Annotated in this window: 23 protein-coding genes and 2 tRNA genes; 6 read left to right on the top strand and 19 right to left on the bottom strand. The window is 42.2% G+C overall.

Features of this window, described 5'->3' with window-relative positions:
* Positions 1-62 precede the first annotated feature (62 nt).
* The 4 genes from nfsA to queG all read right to left on the bottom strand — a co-directional run bounded on the left by nfsA (position 63) and on the right by queG (position 3,697).
* On the bottom strand, positions 63-812 hold the full coding sequence (nfsA, locus tag ACIQXN_RS06500) for an oxygen-insensitive NADPH nitroreductase (RefSeq protein WP_402963514.1): 750 nt from the start codon (positions 810-812) through the stop codon (positions 63-65).
* A 75-nt stretch (positions 813-887) separates the two neighbouring features.
* Positions 888-1,376 (bottom strand): tRNA (uridine(34)/cytosine(34)/5-carboxymethylaminomethyluridine(34)-2'-O)-methyltransferase TrmL, encoded by a 489-nt coding sequence (gene trmL, locus ACIQXN_RS06495; RefSeq protein WP_402963511.1) that lies wholly within the window; start codon positions 1,374-1,376, stop codon positions 888-890.
* A 64-nt stretch (positions 1,377-1,440) separates the two neighbouring features.
* Positions 1,441-2,298 carry an amidase domain-containing protein gene (locus tag ACIQXN_RS06490; protein WP_402963508.1) on the bottom strand — a complete coding sequence of 286 codons (858 nt, stop codon included), beginning with the start codon at positions 2,296-2,298 and terminating at the stop codon, positions 1,441-1,443.
* Between the two features lie 259 nt (positions 2,299-2,557).
* Positions 2,558-3,697 carry a tRNA epoxyqueuosine(34) reductase QueG gene (gene queG, locus ACIQXN_RS06485; RefSeq protein ID WP_402963505.1) on the bottom strand — a complete coding sequence of 380 codons (1,140 nt, stop codon included), beginning with the start codon at positions 3,695-3,697 and terminating at the stop codon, positions 2,558-2,560.
* 105 nt (positions 3,698-3,802) lie between these two features.
* Here queG and ACIQXN_RS06480 point away from each other — a divergent pair, with 105 nt between their 5' ends.
* On the top strand, positions 3,803-4,471 hold the full coding sequence (locus ACIQXN_RS06480; protein ID WP_402963502.1) for a B3/B4 domain-containing protein: 669 nt from the start codon (positions 3,803-3,805) through the stop codon (positions 4,469-4,471).
* A gap of 52 nt (positions 4,472-4,523) precedes the next feature.
* Here ACIQXN_RS06480 and ACIQXN_RS06475 read toward each other — a convergent pair whose 3' ends face one another.
* From ACIQXN_RS06475 to ACIQXN_RS06455, 5 genes are all read right to left on the bottom strand, one after another.
* Entirely contained in the window at positions 4,524-6,254 is a 1,731-nt protein-coding gene (locus tag ACIQXN_RS06475; protein WP_402963499.1) for an ABC transporter ATP-binding protein, read from the bottom strand.
* A gap of 177 nt (positions 6,255-6,431) precedes the next feature.
* A tRNA-Gly gene (locus ACIQXN_RS06470) sits at positions 6,432-6,505 on the bottom strand.
* A gap of 200 nt (positions 6,506-6,705) precedes the next feature.
* A tRNA-Gly gene (locus ACIQXN_RS06465) sits at positions 6,706-6,779 on the bottom strand.
* A gap of 184 nt (positions 6,780-6,963) precedes the next feature.
* On the bottom strand, positions 6,964-7,377 hold the full coding sequence (locus ACIQXN_RS06460; protein WP_402963496.1) for a YbjN domain-containing protein: 414 nt from the start codon (positions 7,375-7,377) through the stop codon (positions 6,964-6,966).
* Between the two features lie 157 nt (positions 7,378-7,534).
* On the bottom strand, positions 7,535-8,563 hold the full coding sequence (locus ACIQXN_RS06455; protein WP_402963493.1) for an NADP-dependent oxidoreductase: 1,029 nt from the start codon (positions 8,561-8,563) through the stop codon (positions 7,535-7,537).
* 251 nt (positions 8,564-8,814) lie between these two features.
* On the opposite strand from ACIQXN_RS06455, the gene ACIQXN_RS06450 reads away from it, so the two are divergent.
* Both ACIQXN_RS06450 and ACIQXN_RS06445 read left to right on the top strand, forming a co-directional pair.
* Complete coding sequence (locus ACIQXN_RS06450) at positions 8,815-9,240, top strand: MarR family winged helix-turn-helix transcriptional regulator (protein WP_402963490.1); 426 nt, start codon at positions 8,815-8,817, stop codon at positions 9,238-9,240.
* 13 nt (positions 9,241-9,253) lie between these two features.
* The gene (locus ACIQXN_RS06445; protein ID WP_402963487.1) at positions 9,254-10,462 is read left to right on the top strand and encodes an MFS transporter; all 1,209 of its coding nucleotides are present in this window, start codon (positions 9,254-9,256) and stop codon (positions 10,460-10,462) included.
* Positions 10,463-10,522: 60 nt separating this feature from the next.
* Here ACIQXN_RS06445 and ACIQXN_RS06440 read toward each other — a convergent pair whose 3' ends face one another.
* The 4 genes from ACIQXN_RS06440 to ACIQXN_RS06425 form a co-directional block, all read right to left on the bottom strand.
* Complete coding sequence (locus ACIQXN_RS06440; protein WP_402963484.1) at positions 10,523-11,962, bottom strand: DHA2 family efflux MFS transporter permease subunit; 1,440 nt, start codon at positions 11,960-11,962, stop codon at positions 10,523-10,525.
* A 64-nt stretch (positions 11,963-12,026) separates the two neighbouring features.
* On the bottom strand, positions 12,027-12,599 hold the full coding sequence (locus ACIQXN_RS06435) for a TetR/AcrR family transcriptional regulator (RefSeq protein WP_402963481.1): 573 nt from the start codon (positions 12,597-12,599) through the stop codon (positions 12,027-12,029).
* 149 nt (positions 12,600-12,748) lie between these two features.
* A complete protein-coding gene (locus tag ACIQXN_RS06430) occupies positions 12,749-12,841 on the bottom strand; it encodes a putative holin-like toxin (RefSeq protein WP_402963478.1) in 93 nt (30 codons plus the stop codon).
* A gap of 175 nt (positions 12,842-13,016) precedes the next feature.
* Complete coding sequence (locus ACIQXN_RS06425) at positions 13,017-13,895, bottom strand: LysR family transcriptional regulator (RefSeq protein ID WP_402963475.1); 879 nt, start codon at positions 13,893-13,895, stop codon at positions 13,017-13,019.
* 120 nt (positions 13,896-14,015) lie between these two features.
* Between ACIQXN_RS06425 and ACIQXN_RS06420 the strand changes: the two genes are divergently transcribed.
* Together ACIQXN_RS06420 and ACIQXN_RS06415 are read left to right on the top strand one after the other, a co-directional pair.
* A complete protein-coding gene (locus tag ACIQXN_RS06420) occupies positions 14,016-15,476 on the top strand; it encodes an aldehyde dehydrogenase family protein (RefSeq protein ID WP_402963472.1) in 1,461 nt (486 codons plus the stop codon).
* 274 nt (positions 15,477-15,750) lie between these two features.
* Positions 15,751-16,809: a two-component system sensor histidine kinase NtrB gene (locus ACIQXN_RS06415; protein ID WP_402963469.1), complete on the top strand. Its 1,059-nt coding sequence runs from the start codon at positions 15,751-15,753 to the stop codon at positions 16,807-16,809.
* A 98-nt stretch (positions 16,810-16,907) separates the two neighbouring features.
* On the opposite strand, the gene ACIQXN_RS06410 is transcribed toward ACIQXN_RS06415, so the two are convergent.
* From ACIQXN_RS06410 to ACIQXN_RS06390, 5 genes are all read right to left on the bottom strand, one after another.
* The gene (locus ACIQXN_RS06410; RefSeq protein ID WP_402963466.1) at positions 16,908-17,291 is read right to left on the bottom strand and encodes a hypothetical protein; all 384 of its coding nucleotides are present in this window, start codon (positions 17,289-17,291) and stop codon (positions 16,908-16,910) included.
* A gap of 187 nt (positions 17,292-17,478) precedes the next feature.
* Positions 17,479-18,348, bottom strand: coding sequence for a YitT family protein (locus ACIQXN_RS06405; protein ID WP_402963463.1), 870 nt, complete (start codon positions 18,346-18,348; stop codon positions 17,479-17,481).
* Between the two features lie 279 nt (positions 18,349-18,627).
* Positions 18,628-19,362, bottom strand: a complete 735-nt coding sequence (locus tag ACIQXN_RS06400) for an amino acid ABC transporter ATP-binding protein (RefSeq protein ID WP_402963460.1) — start codon at positions 19,360-19,362, stop codon at positions 18,628-18,630.
* Positions 19,359-20,003: an amino acid ABC transporter permease gene (locus ACIQXN_RS06395; protein ID WP_402963457.1), complete on the bottom strand. Its 645-nt coding sequence runs from the start codon at positions 20,001-20,003 to the stop codon at positions 19,359-19,361. Before ACIQXN_RS06395 ends, ACIQXN_RS06400 begins: the two co-directional genes overlap by 4 nt.
* 57 nt (positions 20,004-20,060) lie before the next feature.
* Positions 20,061-20,858 (bottom strand): transporter substrate-binding domain-containing protein, encoded by a 798-nt coding sequence (locus tag ACIQXN_RS06390; RefSeq protein WP_402963454.1) that lies wholly within the window; start codon positions 20,856-20,858, stop codon positions 20,061-20,063.
* Positions 20,859-21,081: 223 nt separating this feature from the next.
* Between ACIQXN_RS06390 and ACIQXN_RS06385 the strand changes: the two genes are divergently transcribed.
* Positions 21,082-21,729 carry a CPBP family intramembrane glutamic endopeptidase gene (locus ACIQXN_RS06385; RefSeq protein ID WP_402963451.1) on the top strand — a complete coding sequence of 216 codons (648 nt, stop codon included), beginning with the start codon at positions 21,082-21,084 and terminating at the stop codon, positions 21,727-21,729.
* 67 nt (positions 21,730-21,796) lie between these two features.
* On the opposite strand, the gene ACIQXN_RS06380 is transcribed toward ACIQXN_RS06385, so the two are convergent.
* Positions 21,797-23,490 (bottom strand): beta strand repeat-containing protein (locus ACIQXN_RS06380; RefSeq protein WP_402963448.1); only part of this gene is annotated, 1,694 nt, incomplete at its 5' end.

The raw sequence follows: 23,490 nt of genomic DNA, 5'->3' as shown, positions 1-23,490 counted from the left end.
AACGACCCGGGAATTATTTCCAAGGTCGTTAGATAGTGAGAAATGGATGTCCATTCCACTTATTATTGTTTTTTCATTCCTTGTTTTTCCACGTATTCCTTCATATACATACGGCTCTTCTTGCCCGCCATATCAGCCATTTGTTGCGTCCATGTCTCTTTACGCTTTCCTTTAGTACGAATCTCGTAATAATTGGAAATCGTTTCATTGTATGCTTCAAGCTGACCGATGAAGGTCTGTTTATCCGTTTGATAGCCATTTTCATGATATACATTGGACATAGGAAGCCTTGGCTTCTTATCTGAACGTTTTTTAGGATACCCGACAACAAGGCCGAATAAAGGGACGACACGATGTGGGATGTCCAGGATTTCCGAAACTTGCTGAAGATCGTTACGGATGCCACCGATGTAGCAAATGCCAAGGTCCATCGATTCAGCAGCAAGCGCCGCATTTTGAGCAGCGAGTGCGGCATCGATGCAGGCCACCATGAATTTTTCCGTACTTTCAATTGGTGCCGTAAGATCCTGATCTTCTATCTCTGCAACCATGTCCATACGATGTAAATCTGCGCAGAATACGAATAAATGTCCATTATTCTCTACATATGATTGAGGTCCCGCCAAATCTGCAAGTTTGGCTTTCTTTTCCGGATCCGTCACCCCGATGATGGAATATGCTTGGATATAGCTTGAAGTCGAAGCTGCCTGAGCACACTCGACAATAGTGGAAATCTGTTCTTTGGACAATAACTTGTCCTCAAATGAACGAACGGAACGGTGGTCTAATATTTTCTCGATCATGTTATTCATTTCTTTTCCCCCTAAATATATGTATGGAGAAATATCCGTCAGCGAAGCATCCCCTCCACGCTGACGAATTCCTCATCAATATTCTCTTTTTAATTCCAAATCGCGGTAATCCTGTTGTCTTAAAGCTTCATATATCAAAATGGCGGCCGTATTGGAAAGGTTCAATGACCGGATTTTATCCGTCATCGGAATCCGGAGACAGCGGTCCATATTTTCATTGATCAATTCTTTTGGCAGTCCTGTCGTTTCGCGTCCGAAAATGAAGAACACTTCACTTTCTTTATCACTGTAATCGAAGGTTGTATGTGGTTGCTCACCAAATTTCGTTAAGTAATAAAACTCTCCGCCGGCATTCTTCTCAAAAAACTCTTCCAATGAATCATAATAATGAATCTTAACATGTTCCCAATAATCGAGCCCAGCCCGCTTAAGCTGTTTGTCATCCGTTGAAAATCCAAGCGGACGGATAAGGTGCAGGTGTGTATCCGTTCCTGCGCACGTTCTTGCGATGTTGCCTGTATTTGCTGGAATCTGTGGTTGATATAAAACTACATGTATAGCCACTTCATTTTCACCTCTAGTTTAAACTTCAACTAATTATAGCATTAAACAAACAGACTAAAAACAATCACACTCCATCTAATATCATGAAAAACTTATAGACGATATTCGGGGTATATCTGGACGAATCCTCATACGTCCAGTACCGGTGACGACTATTCATCGTATGGGCGTTCACCAGTGGCATTCCATTTTGATCCTTTGACGTCACAATCAAGTTATGGTCGAACCGCCCATTCCCTTCAAAGTCGATGCACAGGATGTCACCGAGGTTCAATTCTTGTGCCGTCCCCACTTCTTTTGTCCTGATCCCTTTACCACCCTTGAGCAAATGATATAAAGAATGAGCAGTCGTCCAGGTATAGCTCCAGTTCTTGCCCCTGATCCACCACCCTTTATTTTTGTTCGGCGCCCCCCACATCGGGATGCCCCCTGCATGCAAACACTGGGAAATATAATTGGTGCAATCATCGGTGAACTTGTGATAATCCGGGTTAAATTCATTCCACCATCGCTCGGCATACTGAACCGCCTTCATCCGGTCATATCTATAAGAAAGCCGCTCCAAACCCACTTCCAAATTTTGCGGGATTTCAATAGAGTCAAGACCCGGCTCAAGTTCCCGCTCTTCTATTAGATATCCATCCCGGAACCTTGCTTCCCTTTCTTCCATTTCCTCTTCTATATAAAATCCATCCTCCTGTTTCATCAAGTATTGCAGTTGCACTTGATAGCCAAGGATCTGAACATCTCCTTCATGCCGCTCCGAGTGAACCTTTCCAGCAGCATTCACACGTACAATTTCCGTAGAATGTTTCTTCAACGCTTCCTTTTTCAAATAGATTTTACCCTCCCCCCGTACATGCTCATCGGAAGTGTAAAGTTCCACCCTTTCCTGTAAAAGCTGTTTCAACTGTTCCCTCAAAATCAAACCCTCCTTCATAAACACCTCTTTTAATGTGTATGAAGGAGGGCATGGACAAAAACACAATTACATTAAGGATGAAAAATGCCTACTTTGCCGGGAGCGGGGACATTTATCGGTCTGTTTGTCAGTTTTATCGGTCCATTTCGGAATTTTATCGGTCAAAAGGGTACTTTTATCGGTCTATTCTGCCTTTTTATCAGTCAACCACCCAAATGGAAATGACCCCGAATTTTCTATTCGGGGTCTTTTCTTCGAACTATTGCTGTGTAATCGTGAATTGCAGTCCTTTTTCAATTTCAGCTAATACTTCTTCATCACGTTCCTTCAACCTGGCTTCTTCCAAGATGGATGCCGATTGTTCCTGACCAATCTTTCCAATCGCCCATGCGGCGGTTCCACGCAGTACGGGACGCGGGTCTTCCTTCATGATCTGGATCAATTCCGGCAATGCCGTTTCGTCCTTAAAATGAGCCAGTGCCAGAATGGCATTCCGTTGAATCGGCTTTTTACCACGCCACGATCCGGAAACATGACCATATGTCTCTTTAAAATCACGATTGGAGATGGTGAGCAAAGGTTTCAGCAGCGGTTTGGCAAGCTCGGGGTCCGGCTCCATTTCCTCATGGAAATGAAAATCCATCCCTTTGTTTTTTGGACAGACCGTCTGGCACGTATCACATCCATACAACCGGTTGCCGATTTTCGTCCTGAACTCATCCGGAAGAAAGTCTTTGGTCTGCGTTAAAAAGGCAATACAGCGCTTGGCATTCAATTGCCCCCCCTGCACAAGTGCACCTGTAGGGCACACATCCACACACTTATTGCATGTGCCGCATTGATCCTCCATCGGCTGATCCGGCTCAAACGGCAAGTTGGTGATCATGTCACCTAAATATACATACGAACCAAATTCCGGTGTGATGATCATGCTATTCTTAGCACTCCAACCGATTCCTGCCCGCTCAGCAACGGCCCTGTCCGAAAGCTCACCCGTGTCGACCATAGATTTCGCCATGGCCCCTGGGACTTTCTCTTTGATAAAATCCTCCAGGAGTTGCAATTTCTTACGTAAAACCGTATGATAATCCGTTCCCCAGGAAGCCCGGCAAAAAATCCCGCGCCGCTCGCCTTTCTTACTTTGAGGGGCGTTCTTCAACTTCGACGGGTACGCAAGCGCGATCGAAATAATCGATTGCGGTTTATCGAAGATCAATTCGGGCCTGACCCTTTTTTCGATATCTTTTTCTTCAAAACCGGACTGATAATCCAGCTCCTGCTGCCGGATGAGCCTGCTTTTCAATTCAGTGAAAGTCGTGGCCGACGTAAATCCAATTTTATCGATCCCGATTTCCTTGCTATATAAAATCACTTCTTGCTTGAATGCATGCATATCCATTTCTATCACCTTCGTTCTCTTCATTCTACCCAATGATGCTTGTAACATATCAAACCATTGGTATCTATGATAAACTAATTTCAATCATTTTTGGAGGTGTATCACTTGGAAATTAAGATTTCCTCTAATCTCGGCAGCAAAATCCCCGATTTCAAGGTGGGGGTCATTACATACAAAAAGATTGAAGTCGGCCCCTCACCGCAAATGGTAAAAGGGAGACTTCAATTATTCCAGGAAGCTCTATTTTTCGACCTGGAAGAAAAGGAACTCACGGATTTTCCAGGTATCAAGGAATGGCGCGAAATTTTCAAAACAGCTGGAACAAACCCATCACGCTACCGACCTTCCGTCGAGGCCCTCTATCGCCGGGTCAAAAAGCAGAATTACTTAACGCCCATCCATTCGGCCATCGACTTGAATAATTTCTTCTCGCTTCTATACGAAGTTCCGATCGGTATTTATGATACCGACAAATTAACAGGAGATATCTCGATTGATATCGGCGGAAGTACAGACAAGTATAACGGCTTGAACGGCCGGTTGAACTCGATGGAAAACATGATTGTTTCCATTGATGATCACGGCGCGTTTGGGAGCCCCTATGTCGATTCAGAACGGACGAAGGTCACCGAAGAAACGAAAAATTCCATCCAAATCATTTATTTACAAGCGAAGACGCCAATCAAAGAAGCGGAACAGCTAACGAAGTCATTGATGGACATGTTCCTCGAGATTCACGGCGGGGAAGGAACGTATTCTGTCCTAGAAGGTTAAAACAAATAAAACATGGGTCGCGTATTACATGACCCATGTTTTATTCTTGTAATCAGTTTTGCAGTTGCAGTTGCTGCGTAGCAAGCTTTCGATACAAGTCGTGAGTGGTAAGCAACTCTTCATGGGTTCCTGCTCCAGTAATCCGACCTTCTTCCACTACGAGCAATTGGTCCGCTTCGATCACGGTCGAAAGCCTATGGGCAATAATCAGTGTCGTCCGTCCAGCCATCAGGTTTTTGATGGCCTGCTGAACAAGCAGCTCCGATTCACTATCCAGATTCGAGGTCGCCTCGTCCAGCAACAGGATTTTTGGATTACGCAGCACAGCGCGGGCAATGGCAATCCGCTGCCGTTGACCACCTGACAACTTCACGCCCCTTTCCCCTACCTCGGTATCGAAACCATCCGGCAGCTTTTCGATAAATCGATCGGCATTGGCCATTTTTGCCGCACCCATGATTTCTTCCAATTCCACAGGGCGGCCCAATCCATACGCTATATTCTCTTTTATCGAACCGGTCATGATCGGACTTTCCTGTGATACATATCCAATTTGCGACCGCCATAGCGAAAGGTCAATATCCTTGATTGGCACCGGTCCCAACATGATTTGCCCATTTGTCTGTTCATAAAACCGTTCAATCAACGAGAATATCGTCGTCTTTCCACCACCGCTCGGTCCCACAAGGGCAACGGTCTTATTAGCTGGAACCGTAAACGATATGTCATGTAAGATTGGCTTGGCCGTTTGATAGGAAAATGAAACATTCTTGAATATAAAATCCGCCGTAACCAACGTATCATGCTTCCCCTCATATGTTTCACCGGGTATCGAAAGGACGTTCTGAATCCGTTCCGTTGCCCCCATTGCCTTTTGAAAGGCCGTAAAGAACGAGGCTAGCTGACTGAATGGAACGATGATTTGAATCATGTAGATGATGATGGCCACTAGCGTCCCTGCGGTCAAGGCACCGGAAGCCACCCGTACTCCCCCATATCCGATCAGGATCACAAGGATCACCATCATGACCGTCGTCATGAAGGGGGAAATGATGGCCTGGATGCGCGCCTCCTTCAGGCCGAAACGAAAGAGCTCACTAACGCCACCATGGCCTTTTTCCCGTTCTATCGCCTCTGCATTATGAGATTTCACTAGGCGGACCTCACTCAGGACCCTCCCTAGGTTTCCACTGAAGGTAGCCATCTCATCTTGTGTCTGCTTAGAGACTTTATACATCTTCCGACCAAGCGGAATCAGGATCAACATAGACAATGGCACGATGCTCAGCATGATGGTCGTCATCCGCCAATCCAACATGAATAAAATGATGACCGACCCGACTATCGAAATGATGCCTGAAATGAATGTCACGAAATGATTGGTGATGATCGTCTTGATTGTATTCGTATCCTGGGTTATCCGGCTTAGCGTCTCACCGGACTGGTGGGAATCGAAAAAGGATATCGGCAGTTTCAACGTATGGTCCCACAGTTTCCGACGGATACCGGCCACAACATTTTCACCGATATAGCTCAAAAAGTAATAAGAAAATCCTCCCGCAACGGTCTGGACGATGAATGCACCAAGTAACAGGAAGATCGTCGTCCTCTCAATCCCGCTTCCTGACACCATATCGACCAGATTCTTCGTGACCAATGGCACCACAAGGCTCGCCACCGTTTCCACCAAACTCAACACCATTACAAAGGTGACCATTCCCATTGGTATCTTTTCCGATCTTAACAAGGAAAAAAATGATTTGATATTCAACTTCTTATCCATGAACAACCTCTTCTCTCCATATACAATTACCTAGATTATAGGCAAAAGAACAGATACTTACAAATATAGGCATTAAAAAAACCCAGCTGTAACAGCGGGATTTCTTAATCGAGCATATAAAAAACGCAAAGCTTCGTTCTCCAAGTAACGAAACCCTGCGTTATGAGTATGTAAAATTGGAGCGGGTGAAGGGAATCGAACCCTCATCATCAGCTTGGAAGGCTGAGGTTTTACCACTAAACTACACCCGCATGGCTTTTGTAGAATTTTGTCGAATAAACTAATAAAATTATTATAAAGGTTAATAGAATAAAATGCAATGGTTAATTGAACTTTTTTTCACAAGTCTTTTTTACCACTCATCCATGAATGTTTAGCATTCTAGTAAATATAAAAAACCCAAGGCCCCGTTCTCCAGGTAACGAAACCCTGCGTTATGAGTATGTATGATTGGAGCGGGTGAAGGGAATCGAACCCTCATCATCAGCTTGGAAGGCTGAGGTTTTACCACTAAACTACACCCGCAGGTTTTTGTAGAACTTTGTCGAATGACTAACAACAAAAATAATTATATAGCTAATTCTAAAGAAATGCAATAGTCTTTTAAGAAAAAAATTATAATTTACTGAGATATGACTATTCTATGCTTTGGCCTATAAAAAATGTTAAAAAGTTCCCTAAAAAGAGAACTTTCCAATCATCGAGGTGATTAGGACCAGATGACTTCCATAAGCCGTGGATAAACTTGATCTGCCGTCTCAAAGAGCATGATCAACTTTCGGAATCCTAAATCCGGTTGAAATTCTCCATCTAGGGAATATGCATAGCGGATGGAAATCGTCCCATTCTCCTCGTACAACTTCGAATATCGGAAATTTGCATTATATTCATTCAACAACCTATGTACATCCATTTTCTTATCAGGATTCTTTAGTTCCGCTACATTGAAACAAAATAAGTCCGCCACCTTTTCATCTTGATTAAAAGAAAAGACCAAAAAGACCTTCCACCCATCCTTTAACTTCTGTTCGGCCCTGAAAAAGGTGATACCATCCTTCTTCAGCTCATTCATAAAGATTTTTTCCCGGTTTAAGAAATCGCGGAATTTCGCAACGTTTGACATAGTCCATCACCTTTCTGTCTGTATTTACATTTTATATGGAAGTTTGGATTATTTACACATATTTCAATAAAAAAAGACAAAAAATTTAGATAGCCATCATGAGACCAAAGAAAAAGGCATAGTAAAGGTCTCTCTCTACTATGCCTGTGATGAAAAATTATAACGTTGCATATTTTGGATCGGCAACTTTTACAAGTTGCTTGCCAAGATTTTTACCTTCGAATAAGTCTAAAAATGCTCCAGGCGTGTTCTCGAACCCTTCCACAATCGTTTCTTCATATTTCAGTTTACCTTCTTGCAGCCATTGGCCCAAGGCTGAAGCGCCTTCTTGGAAACGATCCGCATAATTGCCGACTGTGAAACCTTTCATAAGCGCACTCGTTTTAATCATCGCGGATTGCAGACGCGGTCCAAGATCTTTTCCTTCTGCATTATAAGAAGAAATCGCACCACATAATGGAATACGTGCATTCGTATTTAATAATTTGAAAACAGCATCTGTTACTTCTCCGCCAACATTATCAAAATAAACATCCACGCCATTAGGAACAGCATTTTTCAAGTCTGTTTCAAAACTATCTTTCTTATAATTCACCGCTCCATCAAAGCCCAATTCTTTAGTTAAGTACTCAATTTTTTCATCCGTACCGGCAATGCCTACTACCTTGGCCCCTTTGATTTTAGCGATTTGTCCAACTACCGAACCAACAGCTCCAGCTGCTCCGGACACAACGACCGTTTCGCCTTCTTGTGGTTTACCGATATCCAATAATCCAAAGTATGCTGTTAATCCCGTCATTCCCAGTATCCCTAAATGAGTCGTGATTGGCGCAACTTTAGGATCAATCACTCGGACTTGCTTTTCATTGACGATCGTATATTCTGCCCAGTCAATGTTCCCCACAACGACATCTCCCTGCTTGAAGGAATCAGATTTGGATTCTACCACTTCAGCCACTACGCCGCCCGTGATGACCTTGTTCAATTCAAATGGGGCAATATATGATTTAGTGTCTTGCATTCTTCCACGCATATAAGGATCAACGGATAAATAAAGTGTCCGTACTAGCACTTGATTATCTTCTGGTGTAGGAACTTCACGCTCCACAAATTTGAAGTCTTCTTTTGAAGGCATCCCTTTTGGTCGGTTTGCCAAAGTGATTGTTTGTTGTTTTGATTGTGTCATGTGTATTCCTCCTTGATATTTACTACATAATATATAAAAGTAAGCGTAGCATTATCTAATAACTTCGGTCAAAATTTATGCTTACTTTCCTTCCATACTATTCTATTATGTAGCCCTTATGGTAAATCCTAAACGTTCCATCACCATTCCTCTCTCCTTACACCACTAATCATGTTTTCCCTATACAGACCTTTCATATATCTGGTACACTATTATAGTTACCAAGGGTAACTATAATGGACGAGGGGGCAATGAAAATCGAGACGTATCGCAAATTCTTCCATCAATTAGTGCTATTATACAGGCCTTTTGAAAATAACCTTAATATCGAGCTTGGTAAACACAATCTATACAGAGCGCAATGGACGATTTTGTACCGTTTATTTAATGACGGTCCTTCAACGCTTGTAGAGCTATCCAATTATCAAGGTGTGGAAAAACCGACGGTCACACGGACCATTAACCGATTGGAAGAACTCGGTTATGTGGAACAAATCCCAGGTAAGGATAAGCGTGAAAAAATCATGCAACTTACTGACTTGGGTAGAAATATCTATCTGGAAGTACGTGTGACCATCGATCAATTCGAGCAGGATATCTTGAAGGGCATTACGGAAACTGAACAACAAGAGGCCATTCGCATTATGCAAGACATACGACAAAAACTTATAAAGTGAGGAGACAAGAAAATTGCAACAATCTAAACAAAAATTGTGGACGAAGGACTTTACCATCGTTTCTTCCGTCAACTTTTTCATCACGTTAATCTTTTATTTATTAATGGTCACTATCGGGGTCTATGCGGTAGAAGAATACGGTGCCACAACGAGCCAGGCAGGACTTATAACCGGAATTTTCATTATCGGTTCATTAATTGGCCGACTCATGATCGGTCGCTTCATCAATTCAATCGGCCGGAAGAAAACATTAATCATGGGATTGGTTCTCTTCACATTGGCGACCATCTTATACTTTGTGGATTTCGGAGTTTCCTTTCTCCTCTTTAACCGCTTAATTCATGGTTTTACGATGGGAATGGCCGGCACTGCCTCAGGAACGATCGTGGCCCAGATCATCCCGGTCACGAGAAAAGCGGAAGGCATCGGCTACTTCAGCATGAGTGCAACATTGGCTACAGCAATCGGTCCCTTCATCGGCCTTTCCTTAAGTCAGCATGCTTCATTTCAAGTGATATTAGGATTCTCCGTGGCCTTAGGCATAATCGCGGTGATTACATCCCTTTTCGTATTTGTTCCTAAATTAGAGACCTCAACCAAGGCATCTGAGGTTAAAGGCTTTAAGCTCTCTAGCTTTATTGAGCCAAACGCCGTTCCAATTGCAATCATTACGCTACTAGTCGCTTTCTGTTACTCCAGCGTCCTGTCCTATATTAATTTTTATGCGATTGAAATTAACCTGGTCAGCACGGCAAGCTTCTTCTTCCTTGTCTATGCGGTCGCCGTATTGGTATCGCGTCCTTTCACAGGCCGCTTAATGGACTCCAAAGGTGCGAACTACATTATGTACCCTACCTTCATTATCTTCGCTGGAGGTATGTTACTTCTAAGTACAGCAACCACAAGTTTTACCCTGCTTTTAGCCGGGATCCTGATCGGCCTTGGCTTTGGCAATATGCAATCGAGCACCCAAGCCATCGCTGTCAAATTGACGCCGCCTCACCGTATGGGGCTGGCCACTTCCACTTTCTTTATCGCACTTGACGCGGGACTTGGTTTTGGACCTTACCTTCTAGGATTCATCATTCCAAAAACGGGATACAGCAATTTGTACATCATCTTGGGTATCCTCGTCCTTGTCACTACTGTTCTTTACTATTTCTTGCATGGAAAAAAAGAACGTGCATCAATGCAAGAGCTTAAGAAATCCGGATTGGCTTGATATAAGATTTAAATAAAAAAGTAGCCAGAAGAGATCATGATCTCTTTCTGGCTACTTTTTTTATGCTTGTTTTTCGCGTGCGTTTTTAATGAAAAGGGAAACAACCAGACCAACGACTGCAAGAAGCAAACCAAAAATAAAGGCGTCTTGAACACCTGCGGTCAACGCTGCGCCTAGAACGGTTGGGTCTAAAGGATTCTCCACTTCCATCATATACGATTTTTGCGAAGCTGACATGATCGTAATCGCTACTGTCGTACCAATTGCACCCGACACTTGTTGCAATGTATTCATTAAAGCAGTTCCATCGGGATATAGATCTTTCGGGAGCTGATTAAGGCCATTTGTCTGTGCAGGCATCATCACTAAGGAGACACCGACCATCAATAACGAATGCAGGACGATGATCGTGGTGATCGTCGTTTCCGTCGTGACATTCGATAAGAACCATAACACGATAATCACGATGATGAATCCTGGAGTGACTAACCCTCTTGGACCATACTTGTCAAAAATGCGACCAGTTATCGGAGACATGATCCCGTTCAGGATTCCACCCGGCAATAGCACAAGACCAGCCGTGAAAGCAGCTAATGCCATTCCCGTTTGCAAGTACAGTGGCAATAGGATCATGGAAGACAGTATGACCATGAAGGCAAGGAAAACCGTGATTAATCCTAATGTAAACATTGGGTATTTCATGACTCTCAAATCAATCATCGGCTTTTCCATCTTCAATTGTCTTAATGAGAATGAAAGTAAGCCAATCAAACCGATAATAAGGGTAATTAAGACGATGGCACTACCCCATCCTTTATCCCCGGCCATGCTGAAGCCATACACGATTCCGCCAAAACCGATCGTCGATAAGATAATCGATGGAATGTCGATTTTAGGTTTAGTAATAGGTGAGACATTTTGCATGTAAACCAATCCAAATAATAAGGCAAAAACAAGGAAAGGCAAGGAAATCCAGAAAATCCAATTCCATGTGAGGTGTTCAAGAATCAGGCCAGAAACCGTTGGTCCGATCGCTGGTGCGAACATGATGACAAGGCCCATTAGCCCCATCGTTGCCCCACGTTTATGAACCGGGAAAATCAATAATATCGTATTGAACATAAGTGGTAACAACAATGCTGTTCCAATCGCCTGAATGACACGAGCTACCAGCAACAGGCCAAAACCTGGAGCTATTGCGGCTACAAGCGTCCCAATGATGGAAAATATCAATGAAGCAAAGAATAATTGACGAGTACTGAACCACTGAATCAAGAGCCCTGAAACCGGGACTAAAATCCCCAGAGTCAATAGATATCCTGTCGTTAACCACTGTATCGTGGAAGGGCTGACACTGAATTCTTCGATTAAATCGCCCAGTGCCATATTTAAAGCTGTTTCACTAAATAGTCCGATGAACCCTGCTATTAGAAAAGCGATCAATATAGGGGTCGTTCGAATAGCCGGATTTGGACTTTGTTGCTGTGTTGCATCTGACATAAAATTAATTCCCTCCAATTATTACTTGAATTGACCTAGCTATTCATAGTTTTTCTGGTAAGTCTTATTTACCTATAAATAATGACGGGATAAGTTTGGCAATCGCTTCTAGAGGTTCCGCATTTTTCGCCGTTAACGATAACAGGATACCTCCTTCGATTAAAGCATTGATAACAATGCTCAAATCTTTCGACCGCTCTACACTGTATCCCGCATCCAGAAATTTATTCACATAAATGGATTGCCACTGAGCAAAAGCATCCTGACAGGCCATTCTGATTGGTTCACTCGTTGAATATGTTTCTGCCGCTATCGTACCAATTGGCAAACCAATGAGCTCTCCCTTTTCACCGAACAACTTAGATACTTCATAGACATGATCCTGAAGTGCCTTGACAGGGTCCTCATTACTCTCGAATACATGTTTTATATCCCGTAAGACAACCTCTTTAGCATGATTAATCGCCTCGATGGCGAGTTCCTCTTTGCCCTTAGGGAAATAATGATAAAGCGAACCTTTTGGAATGTTGCTTTCCTCAATGATTCCCTTTAGTCCTACACCATAATATCCACGGATTCTAAAAAGTCGAGAAGCAGCTTCAATAAGGATTTCTTTAGATGTTCGTTTATCACCCATTACTGAATCACTCCTAGAAAATTATAACAACCGGTCTATTAGTACAATAAGGGTAGCTCAATATTTTGTCAATCCAGAATGGCTGTTATGAAACGCCTATCTCGCTAGATCAAAAATTACCTAATTAATTCCAATCTAAAACCAAACATTCAAGAATTCCTATCATGATTTTTAAAATCAAGAATCGCAATGACAAACATGCCAAAACCAAGCATGAGAGATAGAACTTCAAAAGTACCCATTCCTGCATCGCCTCCTTTGCTTCAGCATTTACTGATCCGAGATTGTCCTATACAAGAAAAAACAAAAAAAGCAAACCCATTTAGAGTTTGCTTCTGTCCTATATGATTTGATAAATCCTTCCCCTAGATTTATCGAGTCAAGGTTAGCATTGTGAGGAACTCCTACTACTTAGTATTAAAACAACTCTATGAAATGTTGCGCCGTTTTAGAAAGGTAGCGGTCATTGCGCCAGATCAGTGCTATATTCGATTGAAACGAAGAATCAATGATATCAAGCACCCTTACACCTTTGTTGCCGCGTGGAGAGACAGCGGATTTCGGGACGATACTTGCGCCTATTCCTGCTGAAACCATAGAAAGAAGAACGTTCACATCATGGCACTCACACAGGACATTGGGCTTCAATCCCCTCTTTTTAAACTCCTCCATAATCTCTTCATAGATTCCGGATCCTTTTTCTCTATGCACTAAAAGCAATGGAGTATTTTCCACTTCACTTATCGAAATTTCATCCTTGGAACGAAACTCCTCCCAATCTTCAGGCACGACAAAAACATTCGGTACCTCCCCTATATTCTTGATTGAAACATAATCCATGTCTACAGGTAAATAAACAATGGCGAGCTCGATATCCTGATTCTCCATATAGTTATGGATTTCATATGGATCTCCTGCAAATAATTTAAAAGTAACGGAAGGGTATTTTTCATTGAACTGTTTAATTTTGCTTGGTAAGTAAGACATATATGCAAGTACTGCCCCTATGGCTAAAGTACCTTGTATCCCCTCACCTGTTTCTTTCACTTCGAGCATGGAGTCATCGAATAAATCCAGCAGCACCTTAGACTTCTCATAAAGCACTCTTCCAGCCTCGGTTAACTCCATACTCTTGCCATTCCTTTTCCGATCAAGCAACGTAACGCCCAATTCTTCCTCCATGAGATTAAGTTGCTGACTTAAAGGTGGCTGCGACATATTCAACTTTTTGGCTGCACGAGAAACTTGCCCCTCTTCTGAAAGAGCAAGGAAATAGCGTAACTGTCTAATATCCATATTTCCACCTCAAAATGATATATATATGCTGAGCATATATATATGTAATAATATAGGTATTTTTAATTAGGTGCAAACCATGGTAAACTCAAGGCGTTTCAATAAAAAGGGGTGGATTGAATGAAAACAATCAAAGATTTAAACAAAAGCTTCATTAACGGGGAATGGGTCGAGGGTTTAAGTACACGTAGATACGATATCCTAAATCCATATGACAATACAGTAATCTCAAACGTTAGCTTGGCTACGGCAAAGCAACTGGAAGATACTTTTGAAAAAGCAAAACAAGCTCAAAAAGACTGGGCAAAAACATCTGCCGACACACGTCGCCAGGTTATGATAAAAGTCGGGGAATTTTTAGAGAATAACCGTGAGGAAATCATTGAAATGATCGCTCGCGAAACCGGTGGGTCTCTTATCAAAGCGACTGTTGAATTCCAACTGACCATGGAAATAGTAGAAGCTTCGGCTAATATGGTCGATGAAATTCATCAAATGCATGAAGTGCCATCAGCAATCGATGGAAAGGTCAATCATATTCATCGTCTGCCTTTGGGAGTCATTTCTTCCATTTCACCATTTAACTTCCCTATGAATCTTTCGATGAGAACCATTGCTCCAGCCATCGCATTAGGAAATGCAATCGTTCATAAACCCGATGTTCAAGTTGCGTTTGCCGGCGGAATCTTCATTGCTGCAGCCTTCGAATATGCTGGACTACCAAAAGGGATTTTCAATATGATTCTTACGGATTTAGAGGAAATCGGTGACGGCATGCTGACCAATCCGATTCCTAGACTAATCAGTTTTACAGGATCGACTCCTGTCGGAAAACATATCGGCGCCATTGCGGGACAAAACCTGAAACGAGTTGCACTGGAACTTGGCGGGAACAATCCCTTCGTCGTCTTATCTGACGCAGATGTGGATCGTGCCGTTGATGCTGCGATTTTCGGCAAATACATCCATCAAGGGCAAATTTGCATGGCCATCAACCGCCTGATTGTCCACAAAGATCTTTACGAAGAATTCACCACCAAATTCGTAGAGCGGGCAAAGTCACTTCCGTATGGTGATCAATTAGATCCGAAAACCGTGATTGGACCACTTGTGAACGAACGCCAATTAGAAAAGGTCCAACAAATCATCGCAGACGCCAAAGCTGCAGGTGTGAATCTGGCATTAGAAGGAGAACGCGTTGGCAATGTACTGACTCCAACCATTTTCCGTGATGTTAAAAATACAGATGCCATTGCTCAAACGGAATTGTTCTCTCCTGTCGTTTCCATCATTGAAGCAGAAACGGATGAAGACGCAATCGAGATTGCCAATGATACGATGTATGGTCTAAGCTCAGCCATCTTCTCTTCCGACATGGAGAAAGCGGAACGGTTAGGTCTTCAAATCGATAGCGGTATGACACACATCAATGACCAAACGGTGAACGATGGAACGAATGTACCTTTTGGCGGAAACAAAATGAGTGGATTAGGAAGGTTCGGTAATCCATGGATTGTCGAAGAATTCACTGTCACAAAATGGATTTCCCTACAAACTAAATATCGCGAATATCCATTTTAATTTCATAAGCAGAGTATAGATACCTTCGACAAAAACCCCTGACAACGTTGCAATGTCAGGGGTTTTTGTTTAATCCGGCTTATTATTGTCAAGTTTTCATCTTGAATCCGAAAGAACAGTTAGCGGATTGAAAGCCTACAACCTCTATAAGGATTCATTTTTTTCTCCCAGTTCCTTTACTAGTTTGTTAAAATCAAATTAAAATACTTACTAATAAAGGATTATAATAAATTATGTGGAATTTAATCCAAAACACCTTTAAGGATGAATAGACATGGAAAATAAGGACCTACATGGTTTTAATATTGTTAACTACCACGAACTTATCCCCAGGAATGGATTTGTATTTAGATTTATAAAAAAGGATAACGACTACATTCATACTTTCGTTGAAGGTTCGTTCATTACAGATACTCTCACCCCTACCGCCATGGTAGTCGGTCATACCTTACTTGACTTTTTACCCAAAAAACAAGCCCTACAGAAGCTTGTCTATTATGAAAGGGCTTGGGATGGGGACAATGTTACGTACGAAGGGAATATCGATGACGTTCACTATGTTGCCTCGCTTAATCCGATCGAACATGACGGTGAAGTCGTAGAGGTGATTGGGACAGCCTTTGATATTACGGATCAAAAAAGAAACGAAGCAAAAATTCAAGAATTAGAGAAATTATCGGTAGTAGGTGAGTTGGCTGCTGGAATCGCTCATGAAATCAGGAATCCATTAACTTCCCTAATCGGGTTCACCCAAATCCTTAAGGAACGTGCAAATGATGATCCAATGCAAAGTTATCTGGGTATCATGATGGATGAATTAGATCGAATCAATGATATTATCGATAAATTCATGTTTATAGCACAACCTGATAAAACGGTGGAAATTAAGGTATATTCTATAAACTCTATCATCTCTAATGTTATAGAAAGCATGGAAAAAGAGTTTGCTTTAAAGGGTATTAGCATTGAGTTTGATGATGATACATTGATTAGGGCGGAGTGCGATCGAAGCCTCATCACGAAGGTTTTGCAAAACCTTATTCAAAACGCCTTAGAAGCAACCGAACAAAATAGTGAAGACATAAAAATCTCCCTGAAAGACATTTCTGAAAAACACTATTTAATCCAAATCACGGATAAAGGTTCAGGAATGACAAACGAGAGATTAAAAAAAATATTTGAACCTTTTTATACGACTAAAGAAAAAGGAACAGGTTTAGGCCTAATGATCAACAGACGAATTATCCAGCTGCACCAAGGTATCATAGATTTTAAAAGTGAAGTAGGCAAAGGAACGGAAGTGAAAATCACTTTACCCAAAACACTTAATTAAGAAAGGACCGAATGCTATGGAGCTTTCGGTCCTTTCTTAATGATTGATTGGGATCACTGTTTACTTGACTAACATGCTCATACCTTGATCCCCATTCCCTATCCAGATGATTCTTCAGTCTTGAATGATTCCTTCCTATTAATTGATAAGCTGAAGTTATTTAATGTATATATTCTAGCCGTAAAAATGAATAAATCGTGATAGTTGTTTTCTACATATTCATCGATAATGGCCATCCCTTCCCTAAATCTATCAACCAATAAATATGTGTACGTTTCATCCCAGGTAAAACGGTTTATTCTTTGAAGCTCATCGGCTACCATTTGAAACTTGTATTCTTCGATGAGTAGCTTCAACTGATACAATTTATCGCGATTTAGCGTAAAGCAACTATTTATATCGTCATACTGTCTATGAACAAACTTTACAAAGTCATCTATATTTTCAGCCAACATTCTCGCCATTTGCATCTCGAAGTTCATACTTTCTCACCCCTCTTAAGTAAACTATCTAATTAAGAAGAGTGTATGATTTGAAACATCGTTTTAACACTATCAAAGAGATTTAATCTTGTTTTTCCACAAAGATAGAATAAAAAAAGATGACACCCCATATACGGAGGTCATCTTTCTTAACGCATTTCATAACTTTTCTTGACAGCCATGAACCTTAATGAATATCTTTCTTCTTGAAACTGCCACCTTTAACTTCCGCTACGTCATATACAGTCACGAAAGCATTAGGATCGATTTCATGAATGATTTCTTTCATTTTACTTTCTTCCAAACGGTTAATGATGCAAGTGATTTCCTTGAATAGTTCATTCGAATAACCGCCGTAGGCATCATTATATGTTGCGCCACGACCTAAGCGATCGCGGATGGTCTCAACCATTAATTCTGGTTGTTTTGTAATGATTTTAAAAGTTTTGGAACCACTCAAACCTTCTTCGACGATATGGATGACTTTGGACGCAATAAAGTATGCGATTGCCGATAGAATGGCCCCTTGTAGCCCGAATACCGTTGAAACTATGATAAACACGAATGAATTCAAGAATAGAATGAGGTCACTCGTCCCGAAAGGCAATTTTTTAGAAAGTAAGACGGCTAACATATCGATGCCATCCAATGCCCCACCGTTACGCAATGCTAAACCCATACCAAGTCCTAAGATAATACCCCCGACAACGGTAACGAGCAATGTATCCCCTTCAATGATTGTCGGTACACGGTGCATAAGGACCGTGCCTACCGCTAATGAGACAATACCGATAACGGAATACATAGCGAAGCTTTTACCAATTTGCTTATAGCCCAACCAAACAAATGGGATGTTGAGGATTCCGATAAGAAGTCCCAACGGTAGTTCAAACACTTGCGAACCGACGATGCTTATACCCGTTACCCCTCCGTCCGACACATTATTTGGAATCAATACGGCTTCTAGTCCATATGCGGCGATAAGCGCCCCGATCACTATAAATAATACTTTCGAAAAGACCTTCATTTTTTTACTTTTTTTCTTTGGTTCATACATGTACTTCCCTCATTTCAAACTAATTTCATCGTTCCTATGTAGTTTTCATTCTCCTCTTCATCTTGCAATGGACTTTTTTCCTTCATCATTTTTTACTTTTCTACTATAAAGTATAGCTTAAAATAATGAAAATCTAAAATAATAAGGGGAAAAACCTCATAATCTGTCTGGTCATGCGGGATCTAACTGATTTTGATTTCTTGCTCAAACGCAAAACAGACAACTCCCTATAATGGTGAGTTGCCTTTTTAAAAATAATCAACGCCTAGACGATATTCTTTAAAGCACTTTACTTAAGAATGACTGGGTTCGCTCATGTTGAGGGTTACCAAAAAGTTCTTCTGGTGCATTCTCTTCGACGATATACCCACCGTCCATGAATAGGACCCGGTCCCCCACTTCCCGGGCAAAGCCCATTTCGTGGGTGACCACAACCATGGTCATCCCTTCTTTGGCCAGCTGTTTCATCACTTCTAAAACATCCCCCACCATTTCAGGGTCAAGTGCGGAGGTCGGTTCGTCGAATAACATGATTATGGGATTCATGGCCAGTGCCCTCGCAATGGCCACCCGTTGTTTTTGCCCGCCTGATAGCTCTCCGGGATAACTTTTCGCTTTCTCTCTAAGCCCTACCTTATCCAGTAATGCATAGGCGAATTCTTCCGCCTTTCCTTTCTCGATATCCTTTATTTTAATGGGCCCCAATGTAATGTTCTCCAAAACGGTTTTATGCGGGAAGAGGTTAAAATGTTGAAATACCATCCCAACCTCTTGCCTGACTTTATTAATATTGATTTTTGTTTTTTTATTTGTTATCTCGTGTCCATTTATGATGACGTCACCACCTGTGACATCCTCGAGAAGATTTAAACAACGCAGAAACGTACTCTTCCCGGAACCAGACGGACCGATTACGCAAATCACTTCCTTTTCCTTCACAACAGCATTGATATCTTTCAGGACTTCCACGTGGCCGAAGGATTTTTTCAAGTTTTTCACCGTGATCATGCTCATCGTAACTGAACCCTCCTTTCTATGAAATTAGCGAGCAAGGTCAACAGATAGATGACGATAAAATAGACCACGCCGACAGTCAGCCAAATCTTGAAGGCTTCAAATGTTGCCGATGCCTGTATCTGACCTTGCTGGGTCAAATCCGCTATGCCTATGATCGATAAAAGGGAGGTATCTTTTAAACTGATGATCGATTGATTGGTAATCGTCGGGAGCATTCTTCTAAACGCCTGTGGGAGAATGATGAAGCGCATCGTTTGGGCACTTGTAAAACCGATTGATCTCGCTGCCTCCGTTTGTCCCTTATCAATGGATTGAATGCCCGCCCTTATGATTTCGGCAAAGTATGCCCCGGCATTGATTGCAACGGTGATGATTCCAGCGGTTGTATTGTTCAGGGAAATGAACTGTAGGGAATTTATTCCGAAGTAGATAAAAAACAACTGGACGATAAACGGAGTCCCTCGAATCGCATCCACATAAATCTTTGCAATCCAATTCAATATCTTGAAAGGTGCCAGGCGCAACATCGCCACGACTAAACCGATTAAGAAACCTAGTATAATGGCGCACACAAATATATAAAGCGTTACTTGCAGTCCTTCTAATAAATAGGGCAATGCTGAAACAATGATATCCACTCTGATTTTCGTCCCCTTTCAAAAAGAAGGCGCGCTATAAGCGCGCCTTCCCTTCCTTTATTCACCAAGATACGTTTTTAAGATTTCATCGTATGTTCCATTTTCTTTCAGGTTGGCAAGTCCTTTATTAATTTGTTCCAGCAACTCCTGGTTCTTTCCTTTCAATACGGCAATGCCATACTGATCCCCATTCAAACGATCTCCCACTATTTGTAGGCCTAATTCCTTCTGAGTGATTGCATAGGAGATAACCGGGTAATCTTCGATAAGGGCCTCTGCATTTCCGTTAGACACTTCTTGAAACATAGCTGGACTATCATTGAATTGAACGACTTTGATTCCTAGTTTCTTAGCGTTATCTTGTGCATATTTGGCACCCGTCGTTCCTTTTTTCACGGCTACAGTCTTTCCTTTAAGGTCATCAACAGATTTAACGGTCGTATTATCCTTATTGACGACCACCGTCAATCCGGCATCAAAATATGGTTCCGAGAAATCCACTACCTTTTTTCTTTCATCGGTAATGCTCATTCCAGCTATGGCCACATCAAGCTGATTCGCTTGCAGCGCCGGGATGATTCCGCCAAAGTCCATTGGGGAAAGTACAATGGTAAATCCTTGATCTTTCGCAATCGCATTGATCAAATCTATATCAATGCCCTTATAATCGTTTCCTTCTTTAAATTCAAATGGGGGATAGGTTGTGTCCACACCCACCTTGTAAACCTTTTCATCTTTTTCTTCCGTTCCAGAACTGTTCCCTTTCTCTTTTTCTTCTGTTGTGGTATTGGTTCCACAAGCAGAGATTAAAAGAGTAAGAATAAAAAGCAAACCAAACAAGCTAAGTTTCTTCATATAATCCCTCCAAATCAATTGTGGGTATTTTCTCACTAACTACTTATCTTCTATATTATAACATATTTAACAAAATATGTTATAATATAGAAGATAAAGTTTATAGTATAGGCATTTTAATGATTTTCATTATTCGTTTTAAGTAATATATTTGATGAAACTATCATTTTTTTCGCAGTGTTTTAAACGCAAATAATCTCAAACAGTTTTAGGAGCCTTTTCAATGGATACTTTGAATATAAAGTCTGGTTTAATTCTCCTGGTTGTTTTTTTATTCATACAAATAATCGTTCGAATAATGTTTAGAACTATCGGGTTTAGTCTGAAAGATGCAAACTTACCTGAAGATTGGTTAAGGTTCATAAGAGATAGCACGGCTATCCTAATATTTATAATTTATCTATTTTATAGCAATAATCTTGATTCTACTGACTTTACTATTAGTTATTCATGGATGTTCTTTTTCATAATATTAGTTTTATCCTTGCTGATTATAGAGAACCTTTTCTTAAGCAAATTCACTTCTTCGGAAAGTGAATTGTTTGATATACTTAAACAATACCCCATCTCTCAAATTGTTAATATTCTTCTCTTTGCTCCGATTATCGAAGAGATTGTATGTAGGAAAATCATTCTGGGGGATATGAACTTAGGAAGCATTTGGATAGCCCTATTTGTAAGTACATTTATATTTGCTATTCTTCATTTCCAATTCAATTTTTTCGATTTTATTTTAATATTCTTTTATGGTTTACTATTAGGTTTTTGTTATATAAAAACCGAGAGTATTATCAATCCGATAATACTCCACATATTTTTTAATGCAATTCAATTATTATTTATATTCAATAATGAAAAATCCATTGAATAACAAAAGTCTTAAAATTGTTTAGTGATATTCATCCGGTGGTTTTTAAAATAGTCAGTTAAAACTTCAATCAATTTAAACGAATGATTGTTAATGAAGCCCCTAAAGATCCTCCCCCAGCTAAGACTGCAGTCCCCACCACACCAAAAAACTGAAGGGTAATCGTATCGCCTGCGTTTAAATTTGCAAATACATCATTATTATAACTAGAGATAGAGGCTACCGGAGATATGATCGAACTTGGAATGGCTGTCGAGCCGTTTAACAGCAATCGGGAATTCAATAGCAGGGCAAGTGTTGTATTAATTTGATAGGTCAAATAATAGCGCCCTGTCACCGGAACTGTAAAAGTAGTGTTCGCACCATTAGCTGTAAACGTGGCTAAACTTTGGTTGCTCGGAAGTGGGATACTTGTACCAGTCAGTAAAACGACAATCGTACTTCCTATCGTATTTGACGCATACATAGAGTTAGCCGTTACGCTCGTTCCGGTTGGGCCGGTTGCACCCGTGGCCCCTGTTGACCCGGTTGCACCCGTGACTCCCGTGGCACCTGTTGATCCCGTGATTCCCGTGGCCCCTGTTGAGCCTGTCGCTCCTGTTGGACCTGTAATTCCCGTTACTCCCGTTACTCCCGTTACTCCCGTTACTCCTGTTGACCCGGTTGCACCCGTGACTCCCGTGGCACCTGTTATTCCTGTTGCTCCTGTCGCTCCTGTCGCTCCCGTTGCTCCCGTTGATCCCGTTACTCCTGTTAGCCCTGTTACTCCCGTTAGCCCGGTTACTCCTGTTAGCCCGGTTACTCCTGTTGCTCCTGTTGCTCCCGTTAGCCCGGTTACTCCTGTCGCTCCCGTTGATCCTGTCGCTCCTGTTACTCCCGTTGATCCCGTTACTCCTGTCGCTCCCGTTGATCCTGTCGCTCCTGTTACTCCCGTTGATCCCGTTACTCCTGTTGCACCCGTTGGTCCTGTAATTCCCGTGGCTCCGGTTAGCCCTGTTACTCCTGTTGCTCCTGTCGCTCCCGTTGATCCTGTTGACCCGGTTGCCCCCGTGACTCCCGTAGCACCTGTTATTCCTGTTGATCCGGTGATTCCCGTGGCCCCTGTTGGACCTGTAATTCCCGTTACTCCTGTTGACCCGGTTCCCCCCGTGGCTCCTGTTATTCCTGTTGATCCGGTGATTCCCGTGGCCCCTGTTGGACCTGTCGCTCCTGTTGATCCTGTTGATCCTGTCGCTCCCGTTATTCCTGTTGATCCCGTTACTCCTGTTGCACCTGTCGCTCCTGTCGCTCCCGTTGATCCCGTTGATCCCGTTACTCCTGTTAGCCCGGTTACTCCCGTTAGCCCGGTTACTCCTGTTGCTCCTGTTGCTCCCGTTGCTCCTGTTGATCCTGTCGCTCCTGTCGCTCCCGTTAGCCCGGTTAGCCCTGTTGCTCCTGTTGCACCCGTTACTCCTGTCGCTCCCGTGGCTCCGGTTGACCCTGTTGGGCCCGTGACTCCCGTGGCACCTGTTATTCCTGTTGATCCGGTGATTCCCGTGGCCCCTGTTGGACCTGTCGCTCCTGTGGCCCCTGTTGAGCCTGTCGCTCCTGTTGATCCCGTTACTCCTGTTGCACCCGTTGGTCCTGTAATTCCCGTGGCTCCGGTTAGCCCTGTTACTCCTGTCGCTCCCGTGACTCCCGTGGCACCTGTTATTCCTGTTGATCCGGTGATTCCCGTGGCCCCTGTTGGACCTGTCGCTCCTGTGGCCCCTGTTGAGCCTGTCG

It is taken from the genome of Peribacillus sp. NPDC097295, from assembly GCF_044761665.1.
GTDB lineage: Bacteria > Bacillota > Bacilli > Bacillales > DSM-1321 > Peribacillus.
This window is presented reverse-complemented; position numbering and strand designations above follow the sequence as displayed.

What these genes read in the sequence shown, in the direction of transcription:
- ACIQXN_RS06430 (WP_402963478.1), bottom strand. Translation starts at nt 12,841, where the DNA reads ATGGGTACTTTTGAAGTTCTATCTCTCATGCTTGGTTTTGGCATGTTT.
- ACIQXN_RS06435 (WP_402963481.1), bottom strand. Translation starts at nt 12,599, where the DNA reads ATGGGTGATAAACGAACATCTAAAGAAATCCTTATTGAAGCTGCTTCT.
- ACIQXN_RS06410 (WP_402963466.1), bottom strand. Translation starts at nt 17,291, where the DNA reads ATGAACTTCGAGATGCAAATGGCGAGAATGTTGGCTGAAAATATAGAT.
- ACIQXN_RS06420 (WP_402963472.1), top strand. Translation starts at nt 14,016, where the DNA reads ATGAAAACAATCAAAGATTTAAACAAAAGCTTCATTAACGGGGAATGG.
- ACIQXN_RS06475 (WP_402963499.1), bottom strand. Translation starts at nt 6,254, where the DNA reads ATGGATAAGAAGTTGAATATCAAATCATTTTTTTCCTTGTTAAGATCG.
- nfsA (WP_402963514.1), bottom strand. Translation starts at nt 812, where the DNA reads ATGAATAACATGATCGAGAAAATATTAGACCACCGTTCCGTTCGTTCA.
- ACIQXN_RS06440 (WP_402963484.1), bottom strand. Translation starts at nt 11,962, where the DNA reads ATGTCAGATGCAACACAGCAACAAAGTCCAAATCCGGCTATTCGAACG.
- ACIQXN_RS06460 (WP_402963496.1), bottom strand. Translation starts at nt 7,377, where the DNA reads ATGTCAAACGTTGCGAAATTCCGCGATTTCTTAAACCGGGAAAAAATC.
- ACIQXN_RS06415 (WP_402963469.1), top strand. Translation starts at nt 15,751, where the DNA reads ATGGAAAATAAGGACCTACATGGTTTTAATATTGTTAACTACCACGAA.
- queG (WP_402963505.1), bottom strand. Translation starts at nt 3,697, where the DNA reads ATGGATATGCATGCATTCAAGCAAGAAGTGATTTTATATAGCAAGGAA.
- ACIQXN_RS06390 (WP_402963454.1), bottom strand. Translation starts at nt 20,858, where the DNA reads ATGAAGAAACTTAGCTTGTTTGGTTTGCTTTTTATTCTTACTCTTTTA.
- ACIQXN_RS06455 (WP_402963493.1), bottom strand. Translation starts at nt 8,563, where the DNA reads ATGACACAATCAAAACAACAAACAATCACTTTGGCAAACCGACCAAAA.
- ACIQXN_RS06405 (WP_402963463.1), bottom strand. Translation starts at nt 18,348, where the DNA reads ATGTATGAACCAAAGAAAAAAAGTAAAAAAATGAAGGTCTTTTCGAAA.
- ACIQXN_RS06400 (WP_402963460.1), bottom strand. Translation starts at nt 19,362, where the DNA reads ATGAGCATGATCACGGTGAAAAACTTGAAAAAATCCTTCGGCCACGTG.
- ACIQXN_RS06385 (WP_402963451.1), top strand. Translation starts at nt 21,082, where the DNA reads ATGGATACTTTGAATATAAAGTCTGGTTTAATTCTCCTGGTTGTTTTT.
- ACIQXN_RS06425 (WP_402963475.1), bottom strand. Translation starts at nt 13,895, where the DNA reads ATGGATATTAGACAGTTACGCTATTTCCTTGCTCTTTCAGAAGAGGGG.
- ACIQXN_RS06450 (WP_402963490.1), top strand. Translation starts at nt 8,815, where the DNA reads ATGAAAATCGAGACGTATCGCAAATTCTTCCATCAATTAGTGCTATTA.